Consider the following 21,060-nt stretch of genomic DNA (forward strand, 5'->3'; position numbering starts at 1 on the left):
GTATAATTTCACATTATGGTATTGCATATCGCTATTTGGTAAATTAAAAAAGCCCTGTTAAAATACTTGTAGCAATAAAAAGTCATGCTTTAATTTGTCGATACGCCCACGTGCTTTCTCAGAAAAAGTACACCAACAGGAGACCTGTATGTCACCCCAGATAGACCAAGTTCTGGCGCAAGCCGTCAACGATCCCGATGTAATGGAGACCAATGAGTGGCTCGACGCGCTCGAATCCGTGATTGACAACGAAGGGCCGGAACGTGCTCATTATCTGATGGAACGCATGGTCGATCTGGCGCGCCGTCGCGGTGCGCACATCCCATTTTCCAGCAATACCGCGTATGTCAACACGATTCCAGCCGATCAGGGCGAGCATTGCCCGGGCAATTTGGAAATCGAAGAAAAACTGCGCTCGATGATGCGTTGGAATGCCATGGCCATGGTCGTCAAGGCGAACCGGGTCGATGGCGATCTGGGTGGTCACTTGTCCAGCTTCGCTTCGCTGGCTAATATGCTGGGCATAGGCTTCAACCATTTTTGGCATGCGCCGACCGCAGATCACGGCGGCGATCTGCTGTACATTCAAGGCCATTCTTCCCCCGGTATTTATGCCCGCGCGTTTTTGGAAGGCCGTTTGACTGAAGAACAGTTGATCCATTTCCGTCGCGAAGTCGATGGCAAGGGTTTATCTTCGTATCCGCATCCGAAACTGATGCCTGACTTCTGGCAATTCCCTACCGTATCGATGGGCCTGGGCCCACTGATGGCGATTTACCAAGCGCGCTTCCTCAAGTATTTGCATGCCCGTGGCATCGCCGACACGGAAAAACGTAAAGTCTGGGCCTTCTGCGGTGATGGTGAGATGGATGAACCGGAATCGATGGGTGCCATCGGTATGGCCGGTCGCGAGCAACTCGACAATCTGGTTATCGTGGTCAACTGTAACTTGCAACGCCTTGATGGTCCGGTACGCGGCAACGGCAAAATCATACAAGAACTGGAATCGGATTTCCGCGGTGCCGGTTGGAATGTTGTGAAAGTCATTTGGGGTGCAGGCTGGGATGAATTGCTGGCGAAAGACAAAGACGGCATACTGCAAAAAGTAATGATGGAAACCGTCGATGGCGAATACCAAAATTACAAAGCCAAAGATGGTGCCTATGTCCGCGCCAATTTCTTTGGCAAACACCCGAAATTGCTGGAAATGGTCGCCAAGATGTCGGATGATGATATCTGGCGCTTGACCCGCGGTGGCCATGATCCGCATAAAATCTATGCAGCCTTCAAAGTGGCCCAGGAAAACAAAGGTTCGCCGACGGTTATTCTGGCCAAGAGTATCAAGGGCTTCGGTTTCGGTAAGTCCGGCGAAGCACGCAATACTGCGCACAATACCAAGAAGCTCGACGACGAAGCGATCAAAGCCATGCGTGATCGCTTCCAGTTGCCGATCGCGGATGCCGATTTACCGTCGATTCCCTTCTACAAACCGGCCGATGACACCCCGGAAATGCAATACCTGCATGCGCGTCGTCAGGCGCTCGGTGGTTATTTGCCACAGCGTCGTCAGAAAGCCGATGAAGCCTTGGTCGTGCCACCGCTGACAGCTTTCCAAGCCATGCTTGAACCGACGGCAGAAGGTCGCGAAATTTCGACTACCGCCGCGTATGTGCGAATTTTGACGGCGCTGCTGCGCGACGCCAGCCTCGGCCAGCGCGTGGTGCCTATTATGGTTGATGAGTCGCGTACCTTCGGGATGGAAGGTTTGTTCCGTCAGATCGGTATTTTCAGCCAGGTGGGTCAATTGTACGAACCAGTCGATAAAGACCAGGTGATGTACTACCGCGAAGATAAAGCCGGCCAAATTCTGCAAGAAGGTATCAATGAAGCCGGCGGCATGAGTTCGTGGATTGCTGCGGCCACTTCCTACTCGACCAATAACCGCGTGATGATTCCGTTCTACACGTATTACTCGATGTTTGGTCTGCAACGTATCGGTGACTTGGCTTGGGCTGCCGGCGACATGCGCGCACGCGGCTTCCTGCTCGGCGGTACCGCCGGTCGCACCACGCTCAATGGTGAAGGCTTGCAGCATGAAGATGGCCACAGCCATGTATTGGCTTCGACCATTCCGAATTGCGTACCGTATGATCCTACCTTCGCTCATGAAGTTGCGGTCATCATGCATGATGGTTTGCGCCGTATGGTTACCGATCAGGAAGATGTGTTCTACTACATCACCTTGATGAATGAAAATTACAGTCATCCGGGTCTGAAAGCGGGCCAAGAAGCCGGCATCATCAAAGGTCTGTACCAGTTGCAGAAAGCCGAACAAAGCACTAAGCACCGCGTGCAATTGATGGGTTCCGGTACGATTTTGCGTGAAGTGATCGCTGCCGCTGATTTGCTCATCAATGACTGGGGCATTGCTGCCGACGTCTGGTCCGCACCATCGTTTACTCTGCTGGCGCGTGATGGCCAGGATATCGAACGCTGGAACATGCTGCATCCGACCGAAACGGCGCGTCTGCCGTACATCACCGAATGCCTCAAGGACAGCACTGGCCCTATCGTTGTTTCGACCGATTACATGCGTACCTTTGCTGAACAAGTGCGCGCCTTCATTCCTAAAGGCCGTAGCTATAAAGTACTCGGCACCGATGGTTTCGGTCGTTCCGACTCGCGTGCGAAATTGCGCGAATTCTTTGAAGTGAACCGTTATTTCGTGGTCATCGCTGCGCTTAAATCACTCGCTGATGAAGGTGCTTTGTCTGCCTCAGTGGTGGCGCAAGCCATCGCCAAGTATGGCATCAATGCTGACAAACCGAATCCTGTCACAGTCTGATTGAGCTGGGTCGGCGGCACTGGTTGCCGGCCTTCGGAAGCGCTGCCGCGTGCCGCGCTTCTCTTATCTGAAGAACATAACGGAGCTAATCCTATGAGTACAATTGAAGTCAAAGTGCCCGATATCGGCGATTTCAAGGAAGTCGAAGTCATTGAACTGATGGTGAAAGTCGGCGATACGGTCAAGGTCGATCAATCGTTGATTACAGTTGAATCGGACAAGGCCAGCATGGAAATTCCATCTAGCCATGCCGGTGTGGTAACCGAAATTAAAGTCAAGGTTGGCGACAAGATCGCTGAAGGCTCGGCCATGGTGGTGGTGGAGGCGTCTGCTGCTGCTGCTCCTGCTCCAGCTGCAGCTGCAGCGCCAGCCGTGGCAGCGGTGGCGGCACCTGCAGTTGCTGCGACAGTTGCGGCACCGGCAGCGCCTGCGCCTGCTCAGGCTCCTGCTCAGGCTGCAGCTGCCGCACCGGCAGCCACCGCTGCGGCCGGCAAAGCCCACGCTTCGCCATCGATACGTAAATATGCACGCGAACTCGGCGTCGATCTGGCACGCGTTGCCGGTTCCGGCCAAAAAGGCCGCGTCACCCAAGAAGATGTACAGAACTTTGTCAAGGGCATCATGGCTGGCAGCACTGCTGTGGCAGCTTTGGCAGCACCGGCGAAAACCGGCAGCGGCGTCGGTCTCGACGTGTTGCCATGGCCATCGCTGGACTTCAGTAAATTCGGTGCCACCGAATTACTGCCTTTGTCGCGCATCAAAAAACTCAGCGGTCCGAATTTGCATCGCAATTGGGTCATGATTCCGCATGTCACGCACTTCGACGAAGCTGATATTACCGGCCTCGAAGAGTTCCGCAAATCGTCCAACGATGCCTTGGTCAAATCCGGCGTCAAGTTGACCATGCTGGCGTTCGTCATCAAGGCCAGCGTAGCGGCACTGAAAAAATTCAAGGCTTTCAATGCTTCGCTCGATGCTGACGGTGCCAACCTGATCCTCAAGCAGTATTACAACATCGGCTTTGCCGCCGATACGCCGAATGGCTTGGTGGTGCCGGTGATTAAGAATGCCGACCAAAAAACGCTTTCGCAAATCGCGCTGGAAATGGGTGAATTGTCAGCCCAGGCCCGCGATGGCAAGCTCAAACCGGCCGACATGCAAGGCGCTACGTTTACCATTTCTTCCCTCGGTGGTATCGGTGGCACGGCGTTTACGCCTATCATCAATGCGCCTGAAGTGGCGATCCTCGGTTTGTCCAAGTCGAGCATGAAACCGGTATGGGATGGCAAGCAGTTCGTGCCGCGCCTGATGTTGCCAATGTCTTTGTCGTATGATCACCGTGTCATCGATGGTGCCATGGCCGCCAAGTTCTCCGCCTATTTGGGCGATATCTTGGCTGATTTGCGTAAAACCCTGCTGTAAACGGAGAATCTGCGATGAGTACAATCGAAGTCAAAGTGCCCGATATCGGCGATTTCAAAGAAGTCGAAGTCATTGAGTTGCTGGTGAAGGTAGGCGATACGGTCAAGGTCGATCAATCCTTGGTGACGGTCGAGTCGGACAAGGCGAGTATGGAAATTCCATCGAGTCATGCTGGTGTGATCAAAGAATTACGCGTCAAAATCGGTGACAAAATCGCCGAAGGTGGCTTGATGCTGATATTAGAGTCCGGCGCTGCTGCCGTCTCTGCACCGGCAACTGCAGCAGCACCGGTGGCAGCCGCAGCGCCTGCGGCCGCAGCAACGCCGGCCGCGCCAGTAGCCGCTGTAGCTGCAGCCGCGGCGGTAGCAACGCTGGTCACCGTGAATGTGCCCGATATCGGCGACTTCAAAGAAGTCGAAGTCATCGAACTCATGGTCAAAGTTGGCGATACCGTCAAGCTCGATCAGTCGGTGATCACGGTTGAGTCGGACAAGGCCAGTATGGAAATTCCGACCAGCTTGGGCGGTGTGGTACGGGCTATCAAAGTCAAGGTCGGCGATAAAGTCGCCGAAGGCACGCCTTTGCTGGAATTGGAAACCACCACGGCGGCCCCTGCTGTCGCGGCTGCAATTACAGTACCGGCAGCGGCAGCAGCGACAGCAGCAGTCGTAGCCGCCCCAGCCGCTGGCAATTACAGCGGCACGGTTGATCTCGAATGCGAGATGCTGGTGCTTGGTGCTGGTCCTGGCGGTTATTCGGCGGCGTTCCGTGCCGCTGATCTGGGCATGCAAACCGTGTTGGTCGAAAAATATGCCACTTTAGGCGGTGTTTGCCTCAACGTCGGCTGCATTCCTTCGAAAGCCTTGTTGCATGTGGCTGCAGTGATCGATGAAACCGCTACCATGGCCGCGCATGGCGTAACGTATGCCAAGCCGGCGATCGATATCGATGCATTGCGTGCGTATAAAGACGGCGTGATCAAAAAAATGACCGGTGGTTTGTCCGGCATGGCCAAGGCGCGCAAAGTCACTGTGGAGCAGGGCGTAGGACAATTCGTCAGCCCGTATCACCTGACGGTGACCGCCGCCGATGGCACGCGCAAGACCATACAGTTCAAGCAAGCTATCATTGCAGCTGGTTCTGCGGTGGTGAATTTGCCCTTTATCGGTGCCAAGGAACAGGCCGATCCGCGGATTGTCGACAGTACCGGTGCCTTGGAATTGCGGCAGATTCCAAAACGCATGCTGGTCATCGGCGGCGGCATCATCGGTCTGGAAATGGCCACCGTGTATTCCACCTTGGGTGCGCGTATCGACGTGGTCGAAATGATGGATGGCTTGATGCAGGGTGCTGATCGTGACATGGTCAAAGTCTGGCAGAAATTTAATGAAAAACGTTTTGACAACATCATGTTGAAAACCAAAACGGTCGCCGTTGAAGCCCTGCCGGAAGGAATTAAAGTCAGCTTCGAAAGCGTTGACGCTGCGGTCGCCTCACCTGCGCCACAATTGTATGATTTGGTGCTGGTAGCAGTCGGTCGTAGTCCTAACGGTAAAAAAATCGCCGCCGACCAAGCTGGCGTGGCAGTCAGCGAGCGTGGTTTCATCAACGTAGACAAACAAATGCGCACCAACGTGCCGCATATTTTTGCCATCGGCGACTTGGTCGGTCAACCTATGTTGGCCCACAAAGCTGTGCATGAAGCGCATGTGGCAGCCGAAGCGGCAGCCGGTGAGAAAGCCTATTTCGATGCCAGCGTGATTCCATCGGTGGCTTACACCGATCCGGAAGTCGCGTGGGTGGGTCTGACCGAAGATGATGCCAAAGCCAAGGGTATCAAATACGAAAAAGGTCATTTCCCATGGGCGGCTTCGGGTCGCGCAGTGGCCAATGGCCGTGATGAAGGCTTCACCAAGTTGTTATTCGATGCAGAAACCAAACGCATCGTTGGTGGCGGCATGGTCGGCACGCATGCCGGCGATATGATCGGTGAAATCGCCTTGGCCATAGAAATGGGTGCGGATGCCGTCGATATCGGCAAAACCATCCATCCTCATCCAACGCTGGGCGAATCGATAGGCATGGCGGCGGAAGTGTATAAAGGCGTCTGTACGGATTTGCCACCGCAACGTAAGAAGTAAATACTGTTGTAAAAAAACCCCGCTGCCTTACATCAGCGGGGTTTTTTTTCAATCAAGCAGTTCTATTTTTCTATTTTGCTGATGTCGATATCCCCATCGGGAGCATGACGCAATTGTAAATGTTCGAATTTCCCGGGCACGATCAGTGTATCGCCCTCGCGGCTGAAGTTGAATTGCACAGGAGTGCCATTATTTTCCATCGCCCACACTTGCGGGTCGGGTGCGGCTGGCTGTAAATGGATGTGCACATCTTCGCTGCTCGATACGATATCGAGTGGATAAATCGCGCTGTGCTTGTCACCTTTGATCAGATACGTGACCGTTTCAGGGCTACGGACAGCTTTTTGGCAGGCGCTCAATAGCAGCATCGTGGCCAGAGTACTCAATAATCGGTGGCTGGCTTTCAATCTGCAAACTCCCTGCTGGTGTCGGATCTGCCATTATCTCTCGAATTGCCTCGCAAGTTGCAAATTTCTCGACCTGCTCGCGGTGGCAGCGATGTGTCGCTTCGCGAAACGACGGATAATGATAAATTGTGTCAATAAGTCCTTGGCTTGCGCGTTTTCAGTTATATTTATCATTATATTGACCCAAGCTTGCACTGAGCCAGCGTAGCCCACATTGAGACGAGGACGGATCGCCATGACCACCAACACAGTCAGTAATGCTGAAAAATTCAGCTGCCCGGGATTTCTGGCAATGGAGCGCAGCATTATCGATGATTTCGTCGACTGCACCCGTGAATGCTGCGCCGAAGTGGAAGTCTGCGTCAAAGCCTTGAATCAGCATGGTGGTACCGAATACATCCACCGCATGTTTCGTTCCATGCATTCCCTTAAAGGGAATTGTCAGATGGTCGGACTGGCACCGCTCAATGCCTTACTCCATAGAATAGAAGAAGTGTTTGCCCGGGTGCGCGCGCATCCGGAACAATATTTTCCTGAGCTCGGCGAATTTTTACTGCTGGCCACCGATCAGATCGAAGCCTTGTTATCGGAGTTGATCGCCACCGGCGCGGCCGATGAAATTCAACGGCGACGTTTGTCCGATGTGTGCGAAGCACTGCAAGCCAATACCGTCAATGGTTTGACGCCGGCCGTGTTTCGCGATGCCATCGTGGCTTTGGGCGGGCGGGTGGTGGAAAAAAATACCAATCACAAACTGGGCAAGGTCGAATTGACTTTGCCGGATGATATGGAATTGATGCGCAGTCTGTCGGTGCGCATGGACATGTTGACCATGTTCCGTAAAAACCGCAGCGAGCAAACGGTGCAATTGGCGGCCTCATTCAATGAAGCCTTGGGTTTTCCGGTCAACCCCGATCAATTGCGCGCCGCCGCGCTCATGCACGATGTCGGCATGAGCTTTATTCCGCACGCGATTTACAACAAAGAAGGCATGTTGTCGCGCGAAGAGCTGCGTATCGTGCAAGAGCATGTGCAGATCAGTTGCCAACTGTTGCTACGCTTCGGTGGCTGGGACGAAGCAGCTCAGATCGTACTTAACCATCATGAATTCTACGATGGTTCCGGTTATCCGAATGGCTTGGTCGGCGAAGCCATCCACCCGGGCGGGCGCATGCTGGCCATCATTGACACCTTCTGCTCGATCACGGCCGAGCGTTCCGATCGCAGTTACAAGAAAAGTCTGCTCAGCGCGATTTCCGAAATTAATGCCAATATTCATGTGCAGTTTGATCCTGAGATGGTTACCACCTTCAATGATGTGGTGCGCAGCATCATGATGAAACAATAAGCAGACTGCTGCTTCAGAACGCCCAGGTCGCCGCTACATAAGCATTATCCCTCACCGGTAACTGGCTCAGTATCGCCTTGCTGGGCCCGCCGGCATGGCGCAGTCCGGCGTCGATATGCCAACGGTCACCTTGCCAAGTCAAGCTGGCGGTACTGACATGCGCCGCGTCTTCCGGGGTGTAGAGCGTATCGAAAGCGTATTGCCAAGCGCCGCTTTGCCAACTCCAGCGGGCCAACAGATTTTTTCGCCGCAGATTGGCACTGGCTGACAGTAAGCCGGTTTGCCATGCCAAATTGCCGGCCACTGGCCTGCTCAATGTGCTTCTTTGTGTAGCGAATGCCTGCAATTGACGATTACGCTCATTCCACTCGCGCCAGACGGCAGCCGGCGCTGCCGTGCCATCCCACCACGCCTCCAGCAGCCAGCTGTGCTGGGTTGCGGTGGTGTAGGTCAGACCGATCAAGGCTTGCTGCGCCGGTGCTTGCAGAGTCGTGTTCACTGGTGTGCTGCTGGCGAGTAAAGGGGCTGCGCTATCTAGCCCCGCTAGCTCAGCGCGCTGCAGATAGCGATACGAGGCATGCAGTTCCAGCGCTTCGTTACTGACCCAAGCCAGCGCGCTGCCGAGGCTGGCAGCACTGTCTTGGCCATAGCGAGCGAAACCATACCAGTCGAGTGCGCCGGCGCGCTGATACAGACGTGCCGCCACGGCCGGCTCGCGATTGCTGTCACCGGCGGCATGCTGACCGGGATTGACCCAGACCAGCGTGACGGCCTGCTCGGCCGTAAAATATTCGGCCATCGCCAGCGGCCTACCGATCAAGGTGCTGCTGACCAGAGCTTGGCGGGTTTCGCGTGCGATCACATCATTCGGGCGGAAGGCGTAGCCGACATCCCAACTGAGGATTTTTTTTCCTGCACTGTATTGCCAGGCGCCGGCATCATAATTTGCCACCAATTCATTGAGCCACGCCGTGCTGTACTTGTGACTGTCTGCTTGTACGGTAGCGATGCCATAAACACCGGGTAGCGTGACATGCAACTCGCCCTCGACTACGCCAGTTGCGGCGCGCATGTCGACGATGCCGGGCAGTAAACGATCGGCCGCGGCGGCCGGGCCTTGGCTGTTTTCGATCGCCGTATTCCACAGTGTGCGGACTTGGCCGCTGACGCTTTGCTCGGCGCTGCAGCAGGGCTGGAATAAGCAAGTAGCGAGCAGCAGTGCCGGTGTACAGAAGCGAGAGCGCATGGCTTACTCCAAGCTCGGATTTTTAGCCAAAAACATGGGATTGAGCCATGCCGCCGGAATGCTCTTGGCCGTGCGCTTGAGGTAGCGTATCCGGGTTTCTTTGTGGCTGCTGAGCTGATCAATCAAGACCATCTCTGCGACACTGCTCTGCGTCGCATCCATAATGAAACGCGCTTGCTTCGCCAACTTTTCCGATTGCACATACAGATCGGCTTTCAGCGGCAGGTAATGCTGTTTCGATAACCACAATTCCATGTGTTGATAGGCCAGTGATGTTCGGTTCGCCGCCAAACTCAGATGCCAGCAGCGCTGTGCCTCGCATTGTTCTTCACCGATCAACTTGCCGTCGTAATCGCCGGCCCAACTGGTGGTGGCGATATCGCCGATGGCGGCGTCGCCGAGCAGTTTTTGCATAGGTGTGATACGCATCGGCCGCTGGCTGCCGGGCAGTATCATCCAAAAGTCATCGCCCGACATCAGCACTTTCTGGCCTTTCTCTGCCGGACTTTGCATCAGTACCAGTGACTGGCGTGCCTGCTGGGAATACACCAGATAGTCGCGTTCCTTTTCGACACTGCCGTCGCGCTGGACGGTGGTGATGTGGGTATCGATTTGCAGATTGCCACTGCCCAGTCGAACTTGATCGGCTGCAGCCAACATGGGGCCGACTTCGAGCGCTTGCGTGCTGCTACAAACAAGCATGCTGAGAGAAAAAATGTACAGAAATTTCATGATGACTCCGTATCAGTTATGCGCCAGGGCGACGACGATGGAAGTACGCAGAGTGCGACCGGCGATCAGGCTGGCAGACAGCATCGCCAGCAGTACCATCATGCCGATGGTACTCAGATACATGGCGGCATCGATGTTCACCAACAGTGGATAGCCGACCGATTGTCCCGGTGGTGGCGGCATGTCGACCGGGAAGAGCAGCAGCAGCAAAGAGACCAGCACGGCGAGCAGGGCACCGCCACAGGCGCCGGCGGCACCGAGAAACATTCCTTCGAAGGCAATGCTGCGCCGCAGTTCTGACGGCAGCGTACCCATGGCGCGCAGGGTCGCAATTTCGCGGGTGCGTTCAATGATCGCCATCGCCATGGCATTGGCAACTACAAACACGACGATCATCGTGATGATCAAACCAAGCGCCCCGAAAATGCGGTTATACAAATCGCGCACCGAGCGATAGAAAAATGCTTCGTCCAACCAAGTGTGAATCCGCATCTGTGGCAGTGTGCGCGCCAAGCGCTGTTGCGCCGCTGCGGTAGCATCGATGCTGTTTAAAAATAAGCCCAGACTCGACACCTTGTCGCTGACCAGAATTTTTTGCGCATAGCCGATATCGATATACACCAGACGCTTGTCGATATCGGGGATGCCGGTCGAGACCAAACCTGAGACTGTGACGTCCAAGGCATTGAGCGCACCGGCGCTGGTGCTGACCATCAGCGTCAGCATACTGCCCGGCTTGGCTTTGAGCGTTTTAGCCAGACTGGCACCGAGCACGACTTCGGCGCTGGACGGATGTGGGCTTAGTAGTTCTCCCTCGAGTAAGCGTAAAAACGGCCCTTTGACGGCAAATTCAGCTACCGGATCAATACCGATGGCGAGCATGATGGTCGACTTATCGCCGTTGCTGATGAGGCCGCTGAAATCTACCCGCGGCAGCACATACCGTACCGCCGGGTCGCTCAGCAGCTTTTGTGTCAGCAGTTCGGCATGGCTGATGCCGAACTGCAGCGGCGTGTATTCTTCGCTGCTGAAGTGCGCCGGCGTGCCGACGATCAGATGCCCGCTGCTGCGCGCCGCGGCTTGGGCCAGACCTTGATAGCTGGCGCTGGCAAAGCCGCCGGCGAGTAAAATGGCGGCGCTGCCCAAGGCGGCGATGGCGACGGTAACCAGTGAGCGGCGGCGATTGCGTTTACTGTTTTGAAACGCGAAGCGCAGCCAAGTCAGGTTGCTGATGATGAAGTGGCTCAGAGTTGTCATTGCAGTTTCCCATCGAGCAGAGTGAGGATGCGGTCACTGCGCCGCGTCAGGCGTTCATCATGGCTGGCGATGACGAAGGCAGCGCCTTCGGCATGACCGCGTTCGCGCATCAGATCGAGTACTTGATCGGCGGTGTGCGAATCGAGGCTGGCGGTCGGTTCGTCGGCGATCACCAGGCTCGGACGCTTGATCAAGGCGCGCGCAATGGCGACGCGTTGGCGCTGACCACCGGAGAGCGCATCGGGTAAATGCGCGGCATGTTCCGCCAGACCGACTGCTGCCAGCTGCGCCGCCACGCGTGCGCGCCGTTCAGCCGCCGGCACGCCGCTTAAGAACAGCGGATAGTCGACGTTTTCGGCCACCGTCATCACCGGCACTAAATTGAAACTCTGAAAAATGAAGCCGATCTGATCGCGGCGATACAGCGTTAGTGCGGTTTCACTGAGGCCGCCGATGTCTGCGCCATTGATCAGAATGTCACCACTATCGGGACGATCTATCAGTCCGCATAAATTGAGAATGGTGCTCTTGCCGCTACCGGAAGGACCGGTTAAAGCCAGTAATTCACCCGCCGCGAGCTGCAAGTCGACACCGCGTAAAGCTTGCACCAAGTGGCTACCGAGGCGGTAGGACTTGTGGACGGCATGCATTTCTATGACCGGCTTCATCAGCTCAACTCCTTGAGCAGTTGTACGGCCTGCGCGCTTTGCTCGGCATGGTGCTCGATGATTTGATTGAGGTAGTTACGTGCCAGCGGCAGATTTTTTTCCGCGCGTGCCTGCTGCGCTGCACACCACCACACTGCGGCGCGAAATGCCAGCGGCGTGGCCTGCAGCCGGGTGTCGCTCAACATATCCTTGAGTAATTGTTTGGCTTGGCCGGCGCGGTGCATAAACCCGGGAACCGCCAGAAAGGTGTTAGCCGCCGTGAGTTTGACTTCGAGTTGTTGCGGCACGTTGCCATGCATGGCTGGTGCCACGCTGGCCAACTGTAAAGCTTTGTCGAGCATGGCCATACCCTCTTCAGCATAGGCCATTTTTTTCCATGGAAAAATCGTGTCGGCCGCGCGTTTCGCGGTGCTGGCACCACGGTAGGCGAGTAACAGCGGATTCCCGGGTTCGCTCTGCTGTAACGCGGTAAACGCGGCCGCGGCTTGTTCGGTTTGATGGGGATGCATCAGATGGGTGAATGCCGCCTGAAACGCGGCTTCTGAAAATGCCTGTGCCGGCGCGCTGGCGCTCAGTGATAACACGGTGGCGGCGATAAACGGCAGATATTGGGAACGAAGATTCATGCGTTTCTCCTGTAGTGGTTGGTGTGATTCGACCCTGACAGCATAAATTTTCCGATTGGCCGCGGCGAGGCGAATGCGACCAAACGCCGCCGCCTGCCGTCAACGGCAGGTGGCGTGGCGTAGACGGTGGCTTTGCAGTTGTGGTGGTTTGTGTGATACTGGTCCGCTCACATACCGAGGGAAGCACCATGAACCATCAGTCTTGCGAATTTATTGTTGACCGCGCCCAGCTCCACGTTTCCAAGGTCATACCCCTGACGATTCCGACGGCGGCCACGCTGGTGAGTGGTCAAGTGCTGCTGAAAATCGATCATTTTGCATTTACCGCAAACAATGTCACCTATGCGGCGTTTGGTACGGCAATGAAGTACTGGAATTTTTTTCCAACCGTCAGCGGCTGGGGCAATATCCCGGTTTGGGGTTTTGCCGACGTGGTGTTGTCTACCGTTGACGGTATCGCAGTCGGACAGCGCTACTATGGTTACTACCCGATGGCCACGCACTTGTGCGTGACACCGGGGCGTTTTCACGCCGGCGGCTTCAGCGATACCGCGCCGCATCGTCAGGAAATGCATGGCCTGTACAATCAATATCTGTTGACTGATGCCGACCCGGCCTATACGGCCGCCAGCGAAGCCGAGCAAATGTTGTTGCGACCGCTGTTCATCACTTCCTTCATGATTGATGATTTTCTCGATCAACAACAATATTTCGGCGCTACCGATATACTGATCTCCAGCGCGTCCAGCAAGACCGCCTATGGGCTGGCATTCTTACTGGCGCAACGTCAAAGCGTGCGTCTGATCGGTTTGACTTCGGCGGCCAATCGCGCCTTCGTCGAAAGTCTCGGCGTCTACCACGAGGTGCACTGCTACGAGGATCTGGCGGCGCTCGATGCCGGACATGCAGTCGCGTATGTCGATATGGCCGGCAACGCCTCACTGCGCGCCGCCCTGCATGAAAAATATCAAGATCAGATGCGCTACAGTTGCGCTGTCGGTGGCACTCACTGGGATGAGTTGGGTGGCGCGCAGCATTTGCCTGGCGCGCGGCCGGTATTGTTTTTCGCGCCGGCACAGATCAAGCTGCGGCTGGCCGATTGGGGGCCGGCCGGCTTGCAGGCACGTGTTGCCGATGCTTGGCAGCGTTTCATGCAACCGGTACTGCACGCCGACCAGCCGTGGTTGCGCGTGCAGCACGGGCGCGGTGCGGCGGCCGTGGTGTCGTTGGTGGAACGGATGTTGGCCGGTCAGGTCAGTGCCGACGAGGGCCATGTGCTGAGCTTGAACTGAGCCTGTGCTGCTCAGTGCTCGAGCTTGATCAATGCCGGCAGTTCGCCTGATTTGCGCCCTTTGATGATGGCGGCATTGATTTGCTCGAGTAGACTGGTATCGCCCTGTAAACTGGTCACGAAATGAATTTCATCGGCCAAGAAGGGTTTGCTCAGCACCCGGATATGGTATTTTGCCTGCGCATCGCTGCGAATATTTTTATCCTGCAAATAGCCATTGAGCTCGTTTTCCAGGTCCTTCGCATTCTGCAGGCGCGAATTGAACAGTAAGACATCCATGCGACCGGACAGCAGTTTTTTCAGCCGCGAACTGGTTTGCGGCTGATCTTCTTCGACCTTGAACAGCCGATTTCTTTGACTGTCGATTTCATCGCCGAAGCGTATGCCGCGCACAATGCCGACCGATTTCCCCTTCAAATCATTCAAGCTGGTGTAATCCCAGTTGGCGTCGTCACGCACCACCAACCAGATATAGTCGCTCATTACCGCTTCTGAATAAGCCAAGACCTTGAGCCGTTCGCTGGTTTTTGACATCCCAAAACCCAAGCCCTCACCAGCTTTGACATTTTCTATCACGCGCGGCAGCGGATAGCGGCGGATCTCAAACTGCAGATGCAGGGCACGTTCGAAATAAGCGATGATTTTGCGGTTTTCCGGACGTATCGGTGCCAGCGCACCGTTTTCGTCACGCGTCTCGGCCAGCAGCAGCGGCGTGGCGGCCAACGCCGGCGCAGCCGCACCCGCACCCAGCGCCAGCAGGAGCGCACATGCATAGCGGACGAAAAAAGAGCAGTGAAGTGGCAGCATGCTTAGACCGATAATTTTTCTACGAAAAAACTCAGCTTGGTGCGGAACGGAATGGTATTTTGATGATTATAACGCTCATTGTGATACGTGTCGCGGCGCTGCGAATCGTGGATTCGGTATCTGTCAAGATAGTTGGTAAGATTTGAGCTTAAACCGCTACCAGTTCCTGTTCGGTAAACGCATACGGCGCATAACGCCGACCACCGCGCCCTGTGTTTGAGATCACAAATTGTGATCTCAAAGATTCCCATTCGGCAGCATCCAACTGAAACATAAAATCTTCCGGAAACCGATGCAGATTACGTTTAACGGCTTGCCCCAGGCTACTGGTCGTTACGCCATACAGCGCTGCCAAATCGGTATCGAGTAACACCTTTTGATCGCGCAACACCACAATATGTTTGGCAATCGTTCCAGTCGATAAATTCTTTGTGTGCGTGACGCTGGCTTGACTGCTCATGCCTTCACCTGTTCGCGTGGTGGTTTCTTCGGTGTGATTGTTATCTTAGCCGCTGGTTTCGCCATACGTGCCAGCGTCCCGGAAACCGTCATATCTCAGTACCTGAGCGGCTCGCTCACTTGTCCATCAATGATATGAACCGTGCGCTGCGTCCTGCGTGCCAGCTCCGGGTCGTGGGTGACCATTAAAATCGTGGTTCCGTGACTATTGATTTGTTCTAATAATTCCATGACCGCATGCGCCATCTTGGAATCAAGATTACCGGTCGGTTCATCGGCCAGCAGCAAGCGCGGTGAGCCGGCCAAAGCCCGTGCAATCGCCACCCGTTGTTGTTGACCACCCGATAATTCGGCAGGAAAATGGCGCATTCTCGAGGCCAAGCCGACCTGTTTCAATACACTTTCTATCCGCTCCTTTCGCTCGGCTCGAGGTAGCCCGCGATAGCGTAGCGGGACATCGACATTATCAAATAAATTCAAATCAGGAATCAGGTTAAAACCTTGAAAGATGAAGCCGAGTTTTTCATTACGCAGGCGCGAGCGCGCGTCATCGGATAAGTTTTTCACATTGACACCATCGAGAAAATAGTCACCGCTGGAAAATTCTTCCAACAAACCGGCGATATTTAAAAAGCTGGTTTTGCCGGAACCGGAAGGGCCGGTGACGGTCAGGAATTCGCCCTCTTTAACATGGATGTCAAAGTCACGCAGAGCATAGGTTTCTATCTGATGAGTGCGATAAACTTTGCTGAGATGTGTCATTCGTATCATAGATAATCCGACCTTTAATTGTGTATGGAAATGCGGTTGACATTGTCAAACGCATCAGCGCCGGCGATCACCACTTGTTCCCCGACTGTTACGCCATCGAGGATTTGTATTTGACTGACACTGACGGCACCGACTTGAATTGCGCGTTTCTCGGCAATTCCTTGATTGAATACGTAGGCAAACTTTCCACCGAACTGTTCCAAGAATGGTCCCCGTTGCACCACGATGACATTATTTTTTTCTTCAATCAGCAAGCGCACGCTGACGCGCTGGCTCTGCCGCAGGCCGCTTGGTTGCTGAGCGTCGAAGCGGATTCTCGCCAAGACTTGGTTATTGGACACCTCGGGCGACATGGAAGCTAATTGGCCAGCAACTTTTCTATCCGCTATGTGTATCTCGGCACGCATCCCTAAACCAAGATCGGCAAGATAGATTTCCGGAATCGCCACTTCGACTTCGAGTTGAGACAAATCGACTAAACTCAGCACCGGGCTGTCGGCTGCGACCATGCTACGATTCGGTACCGAGACGACACCGATCAGTCCGTCGATTGGTGCCCTCAGGTGTAAGGCATCGACGCGTCGTTTGGCATAGTTAAGCGTAGCTTTTTGTCGCTGCAATTGCTGGATTTTTGACTTCAGCTCTAACTGCACATCCGCGCTCTCGAGTTCTGCGGCTGCCGCCGCATGTTTGCTACGGATTTCCGCGCTCTTGAGTGTGTTTTGTACTTTGGCGAAATCATTCTCAGGCACGACGCCTAAACCACCCGCTTTCTCGATCCGGCGATAGGCATTTTCTGCCGCCATGCGCTCAATCTCGGCTTGATCGGCATCGCGTTGTGCCAAGAGTTTTTGTTTACTTGCGAGTATTTTTTGTCGCGCGACTTCGGCTTCCAATTGTTCGTAATGCGATTGTTCGCGCTTCAAGGCTTCGCTCACATCAGGGGCTTCCAGCGCTGCCACTACCTGCCCTTGCTTGACCGTATCGCCAGCCTTGACGGTGAGGGTGACCGTGCCGCTGGCGCTGGAAAATACCGTCGGGCTGACGGCTGCGATGATTTTCCCATTGACACTCGCATCGCGCACCAAGTTGCCATGGCTGACTGTCGCCAGCCGCAGCCGCGCCATACTCACTGAGTGGGCACTGTTACGCCAAGCCGCGAACAAGCAGAAGGCAAGGATGCTGAGGACGATTGCGCCGATACTGATTCCTATCAGAAACTTACGCCGTTGCCAGGTCGGAACGATCAGTACGGCATCTTGTGATGAAGTATCTCTGATCATCAGCTTTCCCTTATGAATGTATTTTTACTCGCCACTGCCGGCGAAATACTGGCCGCGCGCCACGCCGGCATCGCAGCGGCAAGGACACCGAGCAGTAGCAAGCCGATGGCACCCAGGGCGACATAGCTGAGCGGTAGTGGGGCAATGTCCAGTTGATTGATCAGCAGCTGATTTAAGCCTATAGCCAACAGCATGCCGCCGCCGATTCCCGCCGTGCTGATCATCACATTCTCCGTAATGAAGTAGCGTAAGATGTCGACTTTTCTTGCACCGAGTGCGCGTCGCATGCCAATTTGTTGACGTCGCTGCGTGAGCCATAAATTGCTTACGCCGACTATGCCGCTGGCGCTGATTATCAGCAGCAACACGCTGACGACGACTAATATCGAGATGATGCTCATCTCTTTGCCATAGCGTTGTTGTCGGTCTTGTAGTGAGGTCTTGCTGTCTATCCGCACGGGAAATGTACTGGCTGCGCGTAGGGCCGTTTCCACTTCGGCGATTACGCGCTGCACTTGCCCGTGTTCGCTGCGGATCACCAGCATCGGTGAGCTGCTTGCCGTTCTCACAGGGAGCAGCACGGAGTAGTCGGCTGCCGATGCGCTGGGCGCACTCGGTGTTTGCAAGCGCGCGACGACACCGATGATGTGCGATTCTTTCGCGCCTGATCCTGTGCCCCAAAAGAATGATTTTCCCGTATAGCTTTCGGCATCCGGAAATAAATTCTGCGCCAAGGCTTGCGTGACAATCACTTGATCAGGCTTGATTTTTTCGCCGTCCGGATCTTGCTCGATAACATCGCTGTCGGTGAAATCGCGGCCAGCAACTAATTGTAAGCCCAAGCTTTTGATCAGTGAGTCCGGCGACAGGTACAGCGAGACGATGGCACTGGGCTGTGTTTGATGGCGATCGGTAGAGATGGAAACGTTCCAGCCCGCTTGCGACATCGGCATTTGCGAGACTTCCGCTGCAGAAACGACGCCGGCGACGGCCGAAGCCACTTGTACTATTCTTTTTTGGTAGCTGATTTTTTCCGCCTGGCTCAGCGGCAGATGAGCGCTGATGCGCATGGAAAAAGTATTCGCTTCGTCGGCCAAACCGCTAGGGCGATGGGCATCATGGAGGCGTATATTTACGACATGCATGGCATTGGACAGAATTGCCAAGCTCAGGGCAATTTGTATCGCCACCAAGAACGGTGCAGTCTTATTCCGCATTAAGGCTGAAAAGATCGGGCGAATATCCATGGCTGCTGAATTTATTGTGATTTTAATTGAATGGCAGGCATGACCTTGCTAGCACGCCAAGTCGGCAGCAGCGCGGCCGCAACACTGGCGGCGATGGATAGGAAAAATGTGAGCAGCAGCATGGTGAAATCGAGCTGAGCGGTCACGGCCAAATCGGCACTGTGCATGGCAATACGCGACAAACAAAAATAAGTGAAGGCCAAACCCAGGGTGCCGCCGGCTAAGCCAAGTACGACGGATTCCGTTAAGTACTGTTTGAAAATCTCAGCTTGCGTCGCACCTAACGCCCGACGAATACCGATCTCAAGCGTGCGCGCAGAAAATTTCGCCAGTAACAAGCCGCTCGCATTGACCAAACAAAGGACTAAAAACCCCAAGGATAGCCAAGTCGCCAGCTTGCTGTCATTCGGGACTACGTGCAGATATTCCATCCATTCTCTGACATTGAACAAGGCATTCGGTGCTTGACGCGGGAAGCGGCCGAATTTTTTTTGATCGGCGGTGTAAGCATCCAATTGCTGCTTCAGTAGAATTTTTTGTATGGTCGAATCGGTTTCAAACCAAAACTGTATCCACAGGCATTCCGAATCAAGCACGCCTTGAAAGCCCGGGCCGACCAAGCCGGAGCAAGATAGATTGCCACTGTTTTCAAACTTGTTGGCGATCGCCGTGCGAAACGGAAGGTATATTTCATCCTCGCCGGCGACCATGCTTTTTCCATTCAAGAGATTGGTATAGCGCGGCAAAGGATTCCAAGCTGCGAGCACGCCGATGATGGTGAAGTCTTGCTCTTGAAAACGCAGACGCTTGCCTACCGGATTGTCTGTGCCAAAAAATTGTGTGCTGGTATTTTGCGATAAGACAATCAGCCTGGCGCCCTTGTTATCGTCATCCTCACTCCACGCAGAGCCATACTTGAACGGCAGTTCAAACATGGAAAAATAGGCGCTGGTGGTTGCCACGCCACGAACGCTGAGTAAACCTGATCCGGCTTTTGGTGATTCAACTAAACTTCGGATGTTATAGAGTGCAGTGCGGTTCTTGGCAAATTTCAAACGCAACAAATTGCTCGCGTCAAGATAGCTCATGTGGGGGGAATCTTCTGCTGAACGCGGGGCCGCCGGAATATAGTTCTCCAAGGGACCATTGTCGATGACAGGTACGAGCAAGTCAGCACTCTTATGCGGAATCGGGTCGCTCGACAAAGCATGTAAGATCGTCAGCGTGGTGACACTGGCCGCAATGCCGAGCGCCAAGATGATAGTCAGAAGTATGGTCAGTGACAATTGACTGCGCAGCTTACGTATTCCTGACTTCAGATAATAGGCAAACATTGACGAGACCTCGTTCAACTGGCACGCATGGATGATCTCAATAGCGCGGGTGATACTGCGGAGGGGAGAATATGATTTTAGTTTGTAACCGAGCGCAGATGTCTCGTAAAAATACGAAAATCAGGCGATCACAAATAGGACAGCGACGAAATGGGTGGATGCAGCTTGGTCCAGCTGGCTCGCTTGATTGCACTGCAATATCAGTAATCGGGCTTTTCGCGCAGCAGCGATTGCCAAATGCGGCGCGACTGTCTTAGTATTAAATTCTTTGTTCTAATGTGGCGAGGAGAGAATTCAATGGCGAACCCGTTGCAGACGCGCGAAGCCGACAGCGCGCCGCCCGATATCCATACCGTGATCGACAGCGACACCGTGTTTCCACCATTGCGCCGGGTCGCTATGCTGCGGCCCTTCAGGTGGTTACGGTTGGGTTGGCGTGACAGCCTGGCTTCGGGTGGCAGCAGTTTCCTGTATGGCGTTTGCTTTGCCTTGATGGGGTGGTTTCTCAATCTGGTGCTCAATCATGCGCCCGAGTATGTGTCGGCGCTCAGTTGTGGCTTTTTACTGGTCGGGCCTTTGTTGGCGTTGGGCTTGTACGATATCAGCCGGCGCTTGGAAAATCAGCGCTCCGGTTTGCTGGGCAGTGTGTTTTCCATGCGCGGGCGTTGGAGCAATATCGGCGTCTTGGCCTTGGTGCTGGCGGTGGTGCTGATGGTGTGGGCGCGTGCGTCTTTGGTCATTTTCGCTTTGTTTTACAACAAGGGCATGCCGACCATGCAAGGCTTTTTGCAGCACCTGTTTTCGCTAGACCATCTCGAATTCATTTTGGTGTATGCCTGCATAGGCTTTATTTTTGCCAGCATTGTGTTTGCCATCAGTTGGGTCTCTATTCCGCTCATGCTCGATCGTGATACCGATGCGATTACCGCCATGATCATCAGTTGTGTTGCCTTGTTCATCAATGTGCCGCTTAGCATCGTTTGGGCCTTGTTGATTGTGGCCTCGGTCGCGCTCGGTCTGGCTACTTGGAATCTGGGTTTCATCGTGCTCATGCCGTTGATCGGCCATGCCACTTGGCATGCCTACAAGGATGTGGTCGGGCATGCCGTCGCGCAAGCAGATGTGACAAATGTTACCGAAGTGTAAGTAATGTTGATGTAGGGAAACTAATCCGCT

18 protein-coding genes are annotated in these 21,060 nt (G+C 54.5%); 6 read left to right on the plus strand and 12 right to left on the minus strand.

The window, feature by feature from the left end; genetic code table 11:
• Nucleotides 1-148 precede the first annotated feature (148 nt).
• The 3 genes from aceE (at nucleotide 149) to lpdA (ending at nucleotide 6,408) form a co-directional block, all read left to right on the plus strand.
• Nucleotides 149-2,845 carry a pyruvate dehydrogenase (acetyl-transferring), homodimeric type gene (gene aceE, locus QN359_RS03460; protein WP_322247259.1) on the plus strand — a complete coding sequence of 899 codons (2,697 nt, stop codon included), beginning with the start codon at nucleotides 149-151 and terminating at the stop codon, nucleotides 2,843-2,845.
• A gap of 93 nt (nucleotides 2,846-2,938) precedes the next feature.
• Nucleotides 2,939-4,267, plus strand: coding sequence for a dihydrolipoyllysine-residue acetyltransferase (gene aceF / locus QN359_RS03465; RefSeq protein WP_322247261.1), 1,329 nt, complete (start codon nucleotides 2,939-2,941; stop codon nucleotides 4,265-4,267).
• A 14-nt stretch (nucleotides 4,268-4,281) separates the two neighbouring features.
• Nucleotides 4,282-6,408 carry a dihydrolipoyl dehydrogenase gene (gene lpdA, locus QN359_RS03470; RefSeq protein ID WP_322247263.1) on the plus strand — a complete coding sequence of 709 codons (2,127 nt, stop codon included), beginning with the start codon at nucleotides 4,282-4,284 and terminating at the stop codon, nucleotides 6,406-6,408.
• A gap of 62 nt (nucleotides 6,409-6,470) precedes the next feature.
• On the opposite strand, the gene QN359_RS03475 is transcribed toward lpdA, so the two are convergent.
• Nucleotides 6,471-6,815 (minus strand): hypothetical protein, encoded by a 345-nt coding sequence (locus QN359_RS03475; protein WP_322247264.1) that lies wholly within the window; start codon nucleotides 6,813-6,815, stop codon nucleotides 6,471-6,473.
• A gap of 235 nt (nucleotides 6,816-7,050) precedes the next feature.
• Between QN359_RS03475 and QN359_RS03480 the strand changes: the two genes are divergently transcribed.
• Nucleotides 7,051-8,163: an HD domain-containing phosphohydrolase gene (locus tag QN359_RS03480; protein ID WP_322247265.1), complete on the plus strand. Its 1,113-nt coding sequence runs from the start codon at nucleotides 7,051-7,053 to the stop codon at nucleotides 8,161-8,163.
• Nucleotides 8,164-8,176: 13 nt separating this feature from the next.
• Here QN359_RS03480 and QN359_RS03485 read toward each other — a convergent pair whose 3' ends face one another.
• From QN359_RS03485 to QN359_RS03505, 5 genes are read right to left on the minus strand one after another with little or no spacing between them, the layout of a single operon-like run.
• Nucleotides 8,177-9,409 carry a hypothetical protein gene (locus QN359_RS03485; RefSeq protein WP_322247266.1) on the minus strand — a complete coding sequence of 411 codons (1,233 nt, stop codon included), beginning with the start codon at nucleotides 9,407-9,409 and terminating at the stop codon, nucleotides 8,177-8,179.
• Nucleotides 9,410-9,412: 3 nt separating this feature from the next.
• Complete coding sequence (locus QN359_RS03490) at nucleotides 9,413-10,141, minus strand: outer membrane lipoprotein-sorting protein (RefSeq protein ID WP_322247267.1); 729 nt, start codon at nucleotides 10,139-10,141, stop codon at nucleotides 9,413-9,415.
• A 12-nt stretch (nucleotides 10,142-10,153) separates the two neighbouring features.
• Nucleotides 10,154-11,398 carry an ABC transporter permease gene (locus QN359_RS03495; RefSeq protein ID WP_322247269.1) on the minus strand — a complete coding sequence of 415 codons (1,245 nt, stop codon included), beginning with the start codon at nucleotides 11,396-11,398 and terminating at the stop codon, nucleotides 10,154-10,156.
• Nucleotides 11,395-12,066: an ABC transporter ATP-binding protein gene (locus tag QN359_RS03500; protein ID WP_322247271.1), complete on the minus strand. Its 672-nt coding sequence runs from the start codon at nucleotides 12,064-12,066 to the stop codon at nucleotides 11,395-11,397. Before QN359_RS03500 ends, QN359_RS03495 begins: the two co-directional genes overlap by 4 nt.
• Entirely contained in the window at nucleotides 12,066-12,692 is a 627-nt protein-coding gene (locus tag QN359_RS03505; protein WP_322247272.1) for a hypothetical protein, read from the minus strand. The genes QN359_RS03500 and QN359_RS03505 overlap by 1 nt, the downstream gene beginning before the upstream one ends.
• A 188-nt stretch (nucleotides 12,693-12,880) precedes the next feature.
• Here QN359_RS03505 and QN359_RS03510 point away from each other — a divergent pair, with 188 nt between their 5' ends.
• Entirely contained in the window at nucleotides 12,881-13,984 is a 1,104-nt protein-coding gene (locus QN359_RS03510; RefSeq protein ID WP_322247274.1) for a DUF2855 family protein, read from the plus strand.
• Nucleotides 13,985-13,995: 11 nt separating this feature from the next.
• Here QN359_RS03510 and QN359_RS03515 read toward each other — a convergent pair whose 3' ends face one another.
• The 6 genes from QN359_RS03515 to QN359_RS03540 all read right to left on the minus strand — a co-directional run bounded on the left by QN359_RS03515 (nucleotide 13,996) and on the right by QN359_RS03540 (nucleotide 19,884).
• Nucleotides 13,996-14,790: a substrate-binding periplasmic protein gene (locus QN359_RS03515; RefSeq protein WP_322247276.1), complete on the minus strand. Its 795-nt coding sequence runs from the start codon at nucleotides 14,788-14,790 to the stop codon at nucleotides 13,996-13,998.
• 148 nt (nucleotides 14,791-14,938) lie between these two features.
• Entirely contained in the window at nucleotides 14,939-15,250 is a 312-nt protein-coding gene (locus QN359_RS03520; RefSeq protein ID WP_322247278.1) for an ORF6N domain-containing protein, read from the minus strand.
• Between the two features lie 95 nt (nucleotides 15,251-15,345).
• Nucleotides 15,346-16,020 (minus strand): ABC transporter ATP-binding protein, encoded by a 675-nt coding sequence (locus QN359_RS03525; protein WP_322247280.1) that lies wholly within the window; start codon nucleotides 16,018-16,020, stop codon nucleotides 15,346-15,348.
• Nucleotides 16,021-16,034: 14 nt separating this feature from the next.
• The gene (locus tag QN359_RS03530) at nucleotides 16,035-17,303 is read right to left on the minus strand and encodes an efflux RND transporter periplasmic adaptor subunit (protein WP_322247281.1); all 1,269 of its coding nucleotides are present in this window, start codon (nucleotides 17,301-17,303) and stop codon (nucleotides 16,035-16,037) included.
• Complete coding sequence (locus QN359_RS03535) at nucleotides 17,303-18,520, minus strand: FtsX-like permease family protein (RefSeq protein ID WP_322247283.1); 1,218 nt, start codon at nucleotides 18,518-18,520, stop codon at nucleotides 17,303-17,305. The genes QN359_RS03530 and QN359_RS03535 overlap by 1 nt, the downstream gene beginning before the upstream one ends.
• A 41-nt stretch (nucleotides 18,521-18,561) precedes the next feature.
• The gene (locus QN359_RS03540; protein WP_322247285.1) at nucleotides 18,562-19,884 is read right to left on the minus strand and encodes an ABC transporter permease; all 1,323 of its coding nucleotides are present in this window, start codon (nucleotides 19,882-19,884) and stop codon (nucleotides 18,562-18,564) included.
• 297 nt (nucleotides 19,885-20,181) lie between these two features.
• Between QN359_RS03540 and QN359_RS03545 the strand changes: the two genes are divergently transcribed.
• The gene (locus QN359_RS03545; RefSeq protein WP_322247287.1) at nucleotides 20,182-21,030 is read left to right on the plus strand and encodes a DUF2189 domain-containing protein; all 849 of its coding nucleotides are present in this window, start codon (nucleotides 20,182-20,184) and stop codon (nucleotides 21,028-21,030) included.
• The last annotated feature ends 30 nt before the right edge of the window (nucleotides 21,031-21,060 follow it).

This window comes from Undibacterium sp. 5I2 (assembly GCF_035019605.1).
Taxonomy (GTDB): Bacteria; Pseudomonadota; Gammaproteobacteria; order Burkholderiales; family Burkholderiaceae_D; genus Undibacterium.

Bases quoted from the DNA above. Each gene is read 5' to 3' on its own strand.
- aceE (WP_322247259.1), top strand. From the start codon at position 149: ATGTCACCCCAGATAGACCAAGTTCTGGCGCAAGCCGTCAACGATCCC.
- aceF (WP_322247261.1), top strand. From the start codon at position 2,939: ATGAGTACAATTGAAGTCAAAGTGCCCGATATCGGCGATTTCAAGGAA.
- lpdA (WP_322247263.1), top strand. From the start codon at position 4,282: ATGAGTACAATCGAAGTCAAAGTGCCCGATATCGGCGATTTCAAAGAA.
- QN359_RS03480 (WP_322247265.1), top strand. From the start codon at position 7,051: ATGACCACCAACACAGTCAGTAATGCTGAAAAATTCAGCTGCCCGGGA.
- QN359_RS03485 (WP_322247266.1), bottom strand. From the start codon at position 9,409: ATGCGCTCTCGCTTCTGTACACCGGCACTGCTGCTCGCTACTTGCTTA.
- QN359_RS03490 (WP_322247267.1), bottom strand. From the start codon at position 10,141: ATGAAATTTCTGTACATTTTTTCTCTCAGCATGCTTGTTTGTAGCAGC.
- QN359_RS03495 (WP_322247269.1), bottom strand. From the start codon at position 11,398: ATGACAACTCTGAGCCACTTCATCATCAGCAACCTGACTTGGCTGCGC.
- QN359_RS03500 (WP_322247271.1), bottom strand. From the start codon at position 12,066: ATGAAGCCGGTCATAGAAATGCATGCCGTCCACAAGTCCTACCGCCTC.
- QN359_RS03505 (WP_322247272.1), bottom strand. From the start codon at position 12,692: ATGAATCTTCGTTCCCAATATCTGCCGTTTATCGCCGCCACCGTGTTA.
- QN359_RS03510 (WP_322247274.1), top strand. From the start codon at position 12,881: ATGAACCATCAGTCTTGCGAATTTATTGTTGACCGCGCCCAGCTCCAC.
- QN359_RS03515 (WP_322247276.1), bottom strand. From the start codon at position 14,790: ATGCTGCCACTTCACTGCTCTTTTTTCGTCCGCTATGCATGTGCGCTC.
- QN359_RS03520 (WP_322247278.1), bottom strand. From the start codon at position 15,250: ATGAGCAGTCAAGCCAGCGTCACGCACACAAAGAATTTATCGACTGGA.
- QN359_RS03525 (WP_322247280.1), bottom strand. From the start codon at position 16,020: ATGATACGAATGACACATCTCAGCAAAGTTTATCGCACTCATCAGATA.
- QN359_RS03530 (WP_322247281.1), bottom strand. From the start codon at position 17,303: ATGATCAGAGATACTTCATCACAAGATGCCGTACTGATCGTTCCGACC.
- QN359_RS03535 (WP_322247283.1), bottom strand. From the start codon at position 18,520: ATGCGGAATAAGACTGCACCGTTCTTGGTGGCGATACAAATTGCCCTG.
- QN359_RS03540 (WP_322247285.1), bottom strand. From the start codon at position 19,884: ATGTTTGCCTATTATCTGAAGTCAGGAATACGTAAGCTGCGCAGTCAA.
- QN359_RS03545 (WP_322247287.1), top strand. From the start codon at position 20,182: ATGGCGAACCCGTTGCAGACGCGCGAAGCCGACAGCGCGCCGCCCGAT.